Source organism: Aestuariivirga sp. (assembly GCF_037139295.1).
GTDB lineage: Bacteria > Pseudomonadota > Alphaproteobacteria > Rhizobiales > Aestuariivirgaceae > Aestuariivirga.
The window spans coordinates 19,143-30,504 of the sequence record NZ_JBAXGR010000042.1; the positions used below are offsets into that span (position 1 = coordinate 19,143).

Sequence of the window (11,362 nt, forward strand, 5' to 3'; positions counted from 1 at the left end):
CAAAATGATCGAACAGATCTGGATCAGGAAAACCAGTTTAGAGTCGTGAGCATAGCAGCTCGACGGACAGATTTGGACCTGATCCGCAGATCACCATACCGGCCAGCGGCTTCTGTAAATGCCGCATTTACAGGCCTTACAGAAGACCGCACTCGATCACACGCCACATCGGTTTTGAAACTTCTTGCATCATGGGCGGCAACCACAGAAGATACTAAGATGGCTCACGCCCTATGAGCACATCTGCAAAATCTGGACAAATGAACCCGAACCATTCAGATTAAATTCAATCCATCAAATTTCGGGACTAAACAATACTAGCGTGGTAGCGATAGGGGCGAAGTTTGCTTGACAACGATTTGTATAATCAGGAACTCTAGCCGCCAGGGTGAAGGTTTGGCTACCCCTGCAATTGTGGCGTAGGTCTTGGCAGGGGTAGAGGCGGAGGACAGCAAAAATCAGAGCACGGGGTAAAGCGTTTGGGCGAGAAAAGTGGCCAGGATATCAACAAAAACAAAGAGTCAGGCCGCCTGAGCTACCCGTCAACGGTATTCATGGCACAGACTGTGTCAGAGGCGTTGGAAGTTCTTTCGGATCAAGACGCCGGTGCCGTCATTGTCGCAGGTGCAACCTGGGTCATGCGTGCACAGGTTCGGCACGCCCCCATACCGCGCATGTTTGTCGCGCTGTCGAATATTCCGGAGCTTGGATTTATAGAGATAAATCGGCTCGAAATCTCGATCGGCTCCCTGGTTACTCATGATGTCCTATCAAAAGCCCTTCTCAACCTACCCGCGTTGCGGGCTTTGCGGCAGGCGGCGGCGTGTTCGGCCAATCCGGGCGTACGCCAAATAGCAACCATCGGAGGCAATATATGCGCGGAGGATTTTGCGGCAGCCGATCTGGTTGCGGCGGCACTTTGCCTTGATGCCACGGTCGAGTTGCACCGAACAAATGGCACCCAAACCGTTGCCCTCGCCGATTATCTGGAATTGCGCACTCATAGGAGGACCGCTGAAATACTGACCCGGATCATAATTCCGATGTCCGATAAGTGCAGCGCCCATGCTCGGCTGACTATGCGCAAAGCTGGAGATTACCCGGTGGTGATCGTTAGCGTCAGTGCTGCAAGGTGCAGCGACAATACCCTGCGCGATGTGCGTATCGCGGTCGGCTCAGTAGAAGCAACAGCGCGCCGCTGGACCTCGTTGGAATCTGCACTGGAGGGACAACTTCTCGATCCGGCTGCCATACAATCGCTGGCAGCAACGCACATCGCTGATTTCACGCCACGAGAAGCGGCAGGCGCGCCAGGCTGGTATCGCATCCAGGTCTTGCCGTATGTGCTTCACAGTGCGTGTGTCGATCTGCGTGGTCAGCTTGAAGGAAATGTCGCATAGATGACTGTAAATCTGACTCTGAATGGCGAAATCCGAACTTTCTTCGGCGACCCGCGCACCTCCCTGCTTGATGTTCTCCGCGAGACTTTCCGGCTGACCGGCACTAAACCTGTCTGCCGTGAGGGGTTCTGTGGGGCCTGCGTCGTCCATATCGATGGGTTGGCCGTCCCATCCTGTCTGCGGCCGATCGGGCTTTTGCAGGGCGCGTCTGTAACCACGATCGAAGGTCTGGCCCAAGTCGATGCGCTAAACGCGCTGCAATTGGCGTTCAAAGATCAGGATGTCGTTCAATGCGGCATGTGTTTTCCGGGCATGGTAATGACCCTGAGCAAATTTCAGGAAACCAATCCTACCCCCAGCCGGGCTGAGATTAAGGCGGCAATGATCGGCAATATCTGCCGCTGCACCGGATATGAACGGATCGTCGATGCCGTCCTTTCCATGCAATCGCGGGAGAACGCGCAATGAACACCGATGCCAGACACCCCGCGGTGATGGATTATCCGCGCCGCGATGCCAGCGACAAACTTCAGGGGCGAACCCGCTACACCGCCGATCTGGGCGGCCTCGAAACCCTGCACGCCGTTCTGGTGCGCGCCGAAGTGGCCTCAGCGCGCATCCTGCGCGTCGATGTCACCCGCGCCCGAGCAATGCCCGGAGTGCGCGCGATTGCCATCGCCCACGATGGACCCGGGCTGCACGGCATCGGCATCGCCGACCAGCCAATCTTTGCTGGTTCGGTGATTCGCCACCACGGCGAGCCGATTGTAGCTATCGCAGCGGATACGCTGGTTCAGGCGCAGGCCGCAGCTCGTGAGGTCCTCATAGATACCGAACCAATGCGCGCCGTGTTGACGATGGCTGAGGCCTTGGCCCCCGGTGCACAACTGATTCATCCCGACTGGGCCTCTTATGAGGTTCTGAAAGAGGGGGCGGAGCGCGGCGGCAACATCGCCTGGGAGGCGAGCGTGCAGCGAGGCGATACCAAGTCTGCTTTTGCCCGCCCCGACGTCGTTGTGGTAGAAGGAACCTATGAGGTAGGTCGCCAGAGTCACGTGCCTTTCGAGCCGCGCGCGGTGATCGCTTCGTTCGAGGATGGCCGCTATCACATCCAGACGTCGACCCAAGTGCCCTGGACCGTCAGAGCTGTCACCTCAAAGGTGCTGGGCATCGCTCCTTCGATGGTCAGAGTAACCGTCCCTTCGGTAGGCGGTGGCTTCGGACTGAAATTCGATTGTACACTGGAACCCTACGCTGCCATTCTGGCGCGCAAATCGGGCCGTACGGTATCGCTGGTCAACTCGCGCGAAGAAGAACAGATGACCTGTCTGTGCCGCGAGAACGCACAGATCCGCATACGCTCGGCAGTAACAGCCTCGGGCGAGATTGTCGCACGCGAAGCAGAGGTCCTGATGGATTGTGGAGCCTATGGCGGCGAGCAGGTGTTTCTAACGACGATGACGGCGCATACCCTGATGGGCAATTACCGGCTCGGTTCAGTGCGGCTGACCACAAAGGCCGTCTACACCAACACGCCCCCAAACGGGGCCTTCCGCGCCTGCAACGGCGTCTACAACACCTTTGCGCTGGAACGGCATACCGACGAGATCTGCGGCAGCATCCGGATGGACCCTCTGGAGTTCCGCCGCCGGAACGTCGTGGGCGACGGGTCCTTGGGTGCCACAGGGCAGGTGTTTCAAGGCGATGTCTTGCGCCCGATGCTGGACCGCCTGGTGCAGATGCGGCCCGCCAAGGACCCTGCCGTGCCGGACGGACTGCTTTATGGGCGCGCGACCACGGTGGGGACATGGTTTGTTTTCGTCGGTCCCTCGACCGCGACGGTCAATCTCAATGCCGATGGCAGCGCCACCCTGGTCACCGCAGGGGTCGAGATCGGATCGGGGACGATGATGCAATCGCTGCCGCAAATTGTGGCAGCAGAATTGGGGATCCACCCTTCGGCGGTGATCGTCAAATCCGCCGATACCGATGCGTCCGGCCGCGACATGGGAGTAGGCGGCGGGCGAACCACGGTGTCCATTGGAGCGGCCAGCGCGGCGGCATGCGCCGAGGTGCGTGCCAAGCTTCTGGCCTCAGCCAGCGAGTTGCTGCAAACCGAACCCGCGAAACTGGTGCTGACCGGCGGTCGCGTCGAAATCATGGGCCGGCCCGGGTCGGGTACCTCAATCCAAAAAGTTATCCAGCATGCCGAGATGGTTACCGGCCCGATCTCTGGTAGCGGTTCCTTTACCGCCCCGGGAGTTGCCGCGTTGCCGGGCTGTGCTGCAGGCCATTTCATCGATGCCATCGATATTCCGGTGTTTGCCGTGCATGAATGCGAACTGACGGTCCACCCCGCTACGGGGCATGTGACCATCCTTGCCTACCGCGTCGTGCAGGACGTGGGCCGTGCCTTAAACCCGCGAGCAATCCGCAGTCAGGTGCAGGGAGGAGTTGTGCAGGGTTTGGGATATGCTCTGCATGAGGAAATCACGATCAACACCAAAGGTTCCTTTGATCAGCGCGGCTTCGAATCCTACCTTCTTCCATTGGCTGAAGATGTAGTGCCGGTCGAAGTTGATCTTTTCGAGGGCGCCCCCTCACTTGGCCCTTTGGGGACAAAAGGGGCAGGCGAGGTGCCAATCCTAAACGTGGGCGCGGCGGTGGCTTGTGCTGTAGCGAATGCTATTGGGAAACCTGTGGCACAATTGCCTTTGACCCCACCCCGCGTTTTGGCGTTGTTGACAGGAAGATTGATGCCGCAGGCAGCAACGGCAGTTTAATCCTTCAAAAGGTTACCTGTTTCGCTTTTCAGGGGGACTTGTCAAACGTTGAATCAGTGTTGACTAAAGATTGCAAATGGCAAAACCCGACTGTTTATGTTGATTTCTAAGCTTCATCGTCTTCCACTCCTCCCAGCCAGGGAGATTACCGCGGAAAACTCCAGTTCAAAATGCTCCAGTTTCTGGGGAGCAGAGCGACCAATTATGCACTAACATTCAAATCGGACCACTCGTTGGGAGCAGATCATTCGCGCTGGCTGTTCTTGTTGCCCTTTCCTTCGGTCGTTGAGAGTCACCATGATCCCCACCTTCTCCTTCAACACCACACCCAGCATACAGTTTGGCAACGGCGTCGTTTCACGGCTTGGCGAATTGGCCAGGGTACGAATGGGCGGGCGCGTTCTGGTGGTTACCGATCCCGGGCTCGTGGCAACGGGGATTATTGCGCAGGTCGCAGGTATACTGCGCGCTGCATCTGTGGACTTCAACATATTCAGCGAAGTGGAAGCCGATCCGCCTGAGGCGGTCATCATGAAAGCTGTTGGTGCTGCGCGCGATGCCGGCGCGATGGGCGTCATCGGTGTCGGTGGCGGTTCCTCGCTTGATGTCGCTAAACTGGTGGCGCTGCTGGCAGTGGGTAAAGAGAAATTGAAGAATATCTATGGCGTTGGCAACGCCAAGGGTCCGCGCCTGCCGCTGATCCTTGTTCCCACGACCTCGGGAACGGGATCAGAAGTAACGCCCATCTCGATCGTGACCACGGGCGCTGCCGAAAAGATGGGTGTTGTCTCGCCGGTGCTGATCCCCGATCTGGCGCTGTTAGACCCAGAACTTACCTATGGGCTGCCGCCACATGTGACGGCAGCCACTGGAATCGATGCGATGGTTCATGCGATCGAAGCCTTTGCGAGCGCCTCCGCCAATAACAATCCGGTGAGCCGCACTCTGGCTTTGCAGGCGCTGACGCTGATGGGGCGCTCAGTGCTGGCGGCCGTGCAGGACGGAAAGAACGTGGCGGCTCGGGGCGAAATGCTACTCGGATCGATGCTCGCCGGGCAGGCCTTTGCCAATTCCCCGGTCGCGGCTGTTCACGCACTGGCCTATCCACTGGGTGGGCATTTCCACATTCCGCACGGACTGTCCAATGCCCTGGTGCTGCCACATGTACTGCGCTTCAATTGCGTCACGGCACCCGATGCCTATGCGGAAATGGCGCCCCATGCTTTCCCGGACCTCGCGCGTTTCGAGGGGCAGGAACGCGCCGCCGCGTTCTGCGAGGCACTGGCGGACCTTTCACGTGACTGTGATCTGCCTCAAACTTTGCAGGCCATGAAGATTCCGCAGGATTGGCTTCCACGGCTTGCGCGCGATGCGATGAACCAGAGCCGATTGCTGGTGAACAATCCGCGCCCGGTGGCGGAGGCGGACGCACTCGCCATCTATACCGCCGCGTACTGAGCATCGCATGTCGAGAGCACTGTTACTCGATCTCAGGGTCCGGGTCACCCGGCGCGAGGGCCGCGCGGCGCTGGCAATTGATGAAGTTATGGGATTCGAACGATATCTCGAATCCGAGGTCTGCTTCCGCCTGGCGGCGGATCGGCTCGAGGAGGGTGATGTCCGTTCCTAGAACCCTGAGCTTGCGCCGCGCCGCAATGGCCGGCGCTGCCATCCCCCCTGGTGCTTTCCCGTTCATGGCACCTTGTTACCATTTCGGCGGCGAGGCCTCAACGTAGGAAGAAAATACGCCCTGCGCGCTGCGGGCCGCCTTCATCCTGCCTACCGCTTCTTGTGGGTGATGACGTAGGAGCCGCTGACATCGAGCGTCGCGGTCCACCCCGGCTCGATGACGATGGTGGTCGTCACCTCCTCGATAATGGCGGGACCTGAAACGCTCGCGCCCGCGCCCAGTCTGGCACCATCATAGATTGGTGTCTTGGTCGACTTGCCGGACGCCTCGAAGATAGCCTTGCGATGGCCCTTCAATGCCTTGGGAACGGGCACGCCCTTCTTCAGTTTCGGCGCCTTGGGCTTGTCGATGCGGCCGAAGAGCGTCGATTCGATGTTGACCACCTCTACTGCATTGTGGCGCTCCGAGTAGGTGTAGAGCTCCTCATGGCGATGATGGAAGGCATCTTTCACCTTCTCAATGGTCTTCGCGTTGATCGGGAAGGTGCCGATGTCCACAGTGCATTCGTGCACCTGGCCGACGTAACGCATGTCAAGGCTGCGCTTTATGTCGATCTGCCCAGTCTTGAAGCCGTCGCTCTTGAGATGCGCCACACCCTGCTTCTCATTTTCGCCGAAGAGCGTGTCGATGCGCTTGTAGGCCGCTGCATTGTCGAGGCGCAGGGGTGCGGTGGCCATGTAGTTGTACTTCACATCCGAGATGATCTGGCCGAAGGCGCACAGTCCCGAGGCAAGCTTCGACAGGATGATGGTATCAATGCCCATCTCCCGGGCAAGGGCGGTGATGTGAGCGGCTGTGGCGCCGCCTGCCCCCACCAGCACGAAGTCGCGCGGGTCATAGCCACGCTCCACTGAAACGCGACGGATGCCGTTCACCATGTTGTTGTTGACGATGGTGTACATGCCATAAGCGGCGCGCTCCACCGAGATGCCGAGCTTGTCCGCAACCTTGGTCTTAATTGCCTTCTTCGCCTTATCGAGGTCCAGCGGCAGCTTGCCGCCCAGCAGGCCATCCGGATTGAGGTAGCCCAGAACGAGGTTGGCATCGGACGTCGTCGGCTCCGTGCCACCCTGACCGTAGCAAGCTGGGCCTGGCTCCGAGCCCGCCGACTGCGGGCCCACCTGGATGAGGCCCAGCGAATCAATCCATCCGATCGATCCGCCACCCGCACCCAGCGTTTCGACCTGGATCATCGGCACGCCAATGCGATAGCGCAGGAAGTCGATATTCTTGTTGAGGTTGGTCTGGCCATCCTTCGTCAGGGTGATGTCGAAGGAGGTACCGCCCATGTCCACCGTGATCACGTTCTTCTTCTTGAACGGCGCACAGACATAGAGGCCGGCCTGGGGTGCCGAGGCCGGGCCGGAGTTGATGGCATAGACCGAACGGTCCGTCATCGCCTGGCCGATGGCAAGCCCGCCGTTGGACTGGAAGTAGCGTACCGGCTGCTTGGCCCCCAGCGAGCGGAAGTAGGCATCCACCGCCTTCACGTATTTGCGCATGACGGGTGCCAGGTAAGCATTCACCACCGCCGTCGAGGTACGGGTGTACTCGCGCACCTGCGGATAGAGTTCCGAGCCCACGGTGAGGATCGCATTCGGCAGCATTTTGCGCACGATCTCTGCCGCGCGGCGCTCATGCGCGGGGTTGAGCACCGACCAGACGAAGGAGATGGCGATAGTTTCCACGCCCTCCTTGGCGAAGGCCTCGCAGGCCGCACGCACATCGGCATCCTCCATCTTGAGGCGCACCGAGCCATCAGACAGCACACGCTCACGCACGCCCTTTCTCAGATAGCGCGGCACCAGCATCGTGGCAGCCGGATATTCCGGATCATAGCGAAAGCCGTCTTCCTTGTGGCCGTTGCGGATCTCGATCGAGTCCTCATGGCCCGAGGTACAGATGAGACCCGTCTTGCCACCGCGGTGGGTGATCAGCGCATTGAGGCCAACGGTGGTGCCGTTGATGCACAGGTCGCAGTCTGACACGAGATCCGATGGCGTGATGCCGAAGTCATCAGCGATCAGTTTCAAGCCATTTTCGATGGCCTTGGTAGGGTCGGATGGCGTCGAAAGCGCTTTGAACAGCTTGACGTCGCCCGTGTTTCGGTTGGCGACGACGAAATCCGTGAAGGTGCCGCCCGCATCGATGCCGAGACGATAGGTTGTGCGCATGGTCCTCACTCCCTCTCTCAAGCTGCAGACCGCAGCCGCCGGGTGGCAGCCATGTCGACATCAAGTGTTTGAGGATTGGTGATCACCACGCCATAATCTTCCTTGGCGCCCTTCACCGAGACGAGACCATTCTTGACGTCCCACACCACCTTCTCGATGGGCCGTTCAAAGGGGTTGCCGTAGCCGCCGCCGCCGGGATTCATGTTGGTGACGGTCTCGCCGGGTTTGATCGTCTCCATGATATTGGTGCGCTTGACTTCGGGCTTTCCGCCGCGCGTCAGCATCACGCGGCCAACCTTGGAGTCGATGTCCGTCGACTTGGCGCCGGCGGCGCCCATCGCGGGAATACGGCGGCCTTCGCCGAAACCGATGCACAACATCTCCTTGTCAAGGGGTTCCACCTCCCAGGCGGTGCCAGAGCCGCCTCTAAATTTTCCAGCCCCTCCTGAATCGGTCATCAACGAATACTTGTGGATGATGATCGGGTAGGAATACTCGAGCAGTTCAACGTCACCTGATGTGAGCGCGCCGAAGCAGCATTCAGGGCCAACCGCGTGCCAGCCATCCTGCTGCGGCGTGGCGCCGCCGCCCGAGATGATGGTGGCGAGCACCATGGTCACGAATTCCTCGTTGGTGCGCGAGTCCCAGCCTGCGATGTTGAGGCCGTTCGCATGACCCCAACTCGCCGCCACCTTGGAGGGCATGGCCTTCTCGAAGGCCAACCGCACCGCGTCGGTGAGCGTCTCCATCGGCGTGGTGGTGCAGTTCATGTGCGGGGCCGGTTCCTGCGCATTGCAGATCGTGCCCTTCGGCCCGAAATCGAGCGAGACGCAGCGGTAAAGCCCTTCATTGTAGGGCGGCGGCAATGCCGCGAACATCATCAGGCCGAGATAGACGCCTGAATGCGAGTTGCCCTCGTAGGAATTGATAAAATAAGGGATCTGCGGCGGCGATGTGATGGCGATGTGGCAGGTGTCGCCCTTGATCTTCACCTTGGCCTTGATCTCGAAGTCGCCGAAGCCGTGACCTGCGTCCTCGAGGATGGCGACACCCTCATAGGTGCCGTCCGGTACGGTCTTGATGAGGCCGCGCATGTGGCGGTCGGCCATGTCGAGAAGCTCGTTGATGCAGGTATCGACCGTCTGCTGGCCATACTTGTCCAGCATGGCGATAAGGTTGCGCTCACCCACCTGGCAGGCGCCGATGAGCGCGTTGAAGTCACCCTCCTGATCACGCCGGGCGCGCATGTTGGTGAGTATCATATTGAGGACGTCATTGCGCGGCTTGCCGCGGTCCCAGATCTTCACCGGCGGAATGCGCAAGCACTCGGCGTAGATGTCCTTGGCATTGGGGTTGTAGCCGGCAGGAACCGGGCCGCCGATGTCGGTCAAGTGACCCTTGCAGACAGTCCAGTAGACCAGTTTTCCCTTGTAGAAGACCGGCTTGTACATGCAGGTGTCGATGGCGTGGCTACCGCCGAAAGCCGGGTCGTTGTGCAGGATGAGGTCGCCCTCGTGGATGTCGCCCTCGAAGAACTTGGCCACCGACTTCATGGCGGGGATGAGCGAGCCCAGATGGATCGGGATATCCTGGCCCTGCAGGATCATCTCGGGCTTGGCGTTGAACAGTGCCGTCGAATAGTCATGCGCCAAGTTGAACACCGAGGAACGCGCCGTCTTCTCCAGTGCCAGCGTCATCTCGCGCTGCGTCGTCTCCAGCACGCCGCGCACCACGGAGAGAGTGATAGGGTCCACCTTAACTGCCGATTTGCGGGTGGGTTTCTTCGCTGTCTTGGCCATAATACTGTCCTCGCTGTTGCGGGGAGCGCAAGCAGTCGCGCAGTGGGAAGCAAGCCCTGACCGAGCCTCATCCTCCCCATCGCGATGTCTTGCGCACCTTTCCGGGCATGGACCTTAGTTGTGGTCGACCCCTCACGTCTTTGCAGTCTCGGCACCCTCATTTGACTTGTGGCGCACAGCGTGAGGAACAAGTTGCAAGCCAAGGCCCCCCTGCCTAAGCTTCGGGCAGTTGACGGGAAGCGACCATGAAGACGACGATTACCACGTCCGAAACGCCTGCCCATGACCGCAGCCGCCACTGGCATGATGCCATCGCGACGGCCTATTTCCCGCTCGACCTGCAGTTCAAGAGCCCGGACCATTTCGTCGGCGACCTGACGTTGTGGACGCTGGGCGATGTCTCGCTCTCGCGCCTGACCTCCGAGGCGCTGCAGTACCGCCGCCTGCCGCAGCACTTCAAGGCGGAGCGCGAGGAGCATTTCCTCGTCACTGTGCCTGCGCGGTCCGAGGTGTTCTTCTCGCAATGCGGCAAGGACGTGCGCTGCAACCCGGGCGGCTTCATCCTCGAGCGCAGCCACGAGCCCTATGAGTTCAGCCACGCCGAGGCAGCCGACCTGTGGGTGATGAAGGTTGAGGCCAAGGCGCTGGGTGGCCGCATCCGCCAGCCCGACCGGTTCTGTTCGCTGCAGTTCAACGCCACCGAAGGGGCGGGCGGCCTGTTCACCGACATGCTGCACCTGATCCCCAACCGTTTCGATGCCATGAGCCCGGAGACCCGCTCCACAGTTGGCCAGCAGCTGATCGACCTTCTCGTGCTGGCGCTGAAGGCCGACGAGCGAACGCTCACTACCGGCAATTCCACAGTGCGCGAGGCACATTTGACGCGCATCGAAGCGTTCGTCCGCCGTAACATGGGCAATCCGGAATTGGACCCGGAGGCCATCGCGCGCGGCTGTGGCATCTCCACCCGCTATCTGCATGAGTTGTTCCGCGACACCAACCAGACGCTCGGCAGCTGGATCCGCGACCAGAGGCTGGAGGCCTGCCGTGAGGCGCTGCGCGACGCTTCCAACCGCCAGACGGTGGCCGAGATCGCCTATCGCTGGGGTTTCAGCGACCAGGCCCAGTTCTCTCGGGCCTTCAAGGCGCATTTCGGCGCTCCGCCCAAGGAATACCGTGAGCAGGCCAGAGTGAAGTCTCCTGCCCACGGCTGAGACCATCAGCTCTTCGCTTTGTTCCAAGCAGCGGTGAGGATAGCCGTGCCAAGGGTCAGCTTGAGGATTTCGGCAGGAATGAAGGGCAGGAGGCCGGCGGAAACTGCCTTCTGCGTTCCGATCAGGGCAGACAGCCAGCCAAGGCCCAGGGCATAGATCGCCACCTCGCCCGCCAGCAACATGGCGAGCGCGGAAAGGATGGTGCGGCCATGACCCTTGTCCGCCAGATGACCGACGATGACGGCGGCCAGCAGGAAGCCAGCGAGGTATCCGCCCGTCGGCCCCACTATGTAAGCGATACC

Annotated in this window: 9 protein-coding genes; 5 read left to right on the top strand and 4 right to left on the bottom strand. The window is 60.2% G+C overall.

The features are described 5' to 3' along the window. The first annotated feature begins 479 nt into the window (after positions 1 to 479). From WCJ41_RS12080 to WCJ41_RS12095, 4 genes are all read left to right on the top strand, one after another. Complete coding sequence (locus WCJ41_RS12080) at positions 480 to 1,400, top strand: FAD binding domain-containing protein (protein WP_336906076.1); 921 nt, start codon at positions 480 to 482, stop codon at positions 1,398 to 1,400. Then, on the top strand, positions 1,401 to 1,868 hold the full coding sequence (locus WCJ41_RS12085; RefSeq protein ID WP_336906077.1) for a (2Fe-2S)-binding protein: 468 nt from the start codon (positions 1,401 to 1,403) through the stop codon (positions 1,866 to 1,868). After that, positions 1,865 to 4,183 carry a xanthine dehydrogenase family protein molybdopterin-binding subunit gene (locus tag WCJ41_RS12090; RefSeq protein ID WP_336906078.1) on the top strand — a complete coding sequence of 773 codons (2,319 nt, stop codon included), beginning with the start codon at positions 1,865 to 1,867 and terminating at the stop codon, positions 4,181 to 4,183. Before WCJ41_RS12085 ends, WCJ41_RS12090 begins: the two co-directional genes overlap by 4 nt. Before the next feature lie 300 nt (positions 4,184 to 4,483). Continuing rightward, positions 4,484 to 5,641: an iron-containing alcohol dehydrogenase gene (locus WCJ41_RS12095; RefSeq protein WP_336906085.1), complete on the top strand. Its 1,158-nt coding sequence runs from the start codon at positions 4,484 to 4,486 to the stop codon at positions 5,639 to 5,641. 22 nt (positions 5,642 to 5,663) lie between these two features. Here WCJ41_RS12095 and WCJ41_RS12100 read toward each other — a convergent pair whose 3' ends face one another. The 3 genes from WCJ41_RS12100 to WCJ41_RS12110 all read right to left on the bottom strand — a co-directional run bounded on the left by WCJ41_RS12100 (position 5,664) and on the right by WCJ41_RS12110 (position 9,846). Continuing rightward, positions 5,664 to 5,855: a hypothetical protein gene (locus tag WCJ41_RS12100; RefSeq protein ID WP_336906079.1), complete on the bottom strand. Its 192-nt coding sequence runs from the start codon at positions 5,853 to 5,855 to the stop codon at positions 5,664 to 5,666. Between the two features lie 107 nt (positions 5,856 to 5,962). Beyond that, positions 5,963 to 8,047 carry a hydantoinase/oxoprolinase family protein gene (locus WCJ41_RS12105; RefSeq protein ID WP_336906080.1) on the bottom strand — a complete coding sequence of 695 codons (2,085 nt, stop codon included), beginning with the start codon at positions 8,045 to 8,047 and terminating at the stop codon, positions 5,963 to 5,965. Positions 8,048 to 8,064: 17 nt separating this feature from the next. Next, a complete protein-coding gene (locus WCJ41_RS12110; RefSeq protein ID WP_336906081.1) occupies positions 8,065 to 9,846 on the bottom strand; it encodes a hydantoinase B/oxoprolinase family protein in 1,782 nt (593 codons plus the stop codon). A gap of 245 nt (positions 9,847 to 10,091) precedes the next feature. Between WCJ41_RS12110 and WCJ41_RS12115 the strand changes: the two genes are divergently transcribed. After that, positions 10,092 to 11,060, top strand: a complete 969-nt coding sequence (locus WCJ41_RS12115) for a helix-turn-helix domain-containing protein (protein WP_336906082.1) — start codon at positions 10,092 to 10,094, stop codon at positions 11,058 to 11,060. A 5-nt stretch (positions 11,061 to 11,065) separates the two neighbouring features. On the opposite strand, the gene WCJ41_RS12120 is transcribed toward WCJ41_RS12115, so the two are convergent. Further along, a partial coding sequence (locus tag WCJ41_RS12120) for a biotin transporter BioY (protein ID WP_336906083.1) occupies positions 11,066 to 11,362 on the bottom strand: 297 nt, incomplete at its 5' end.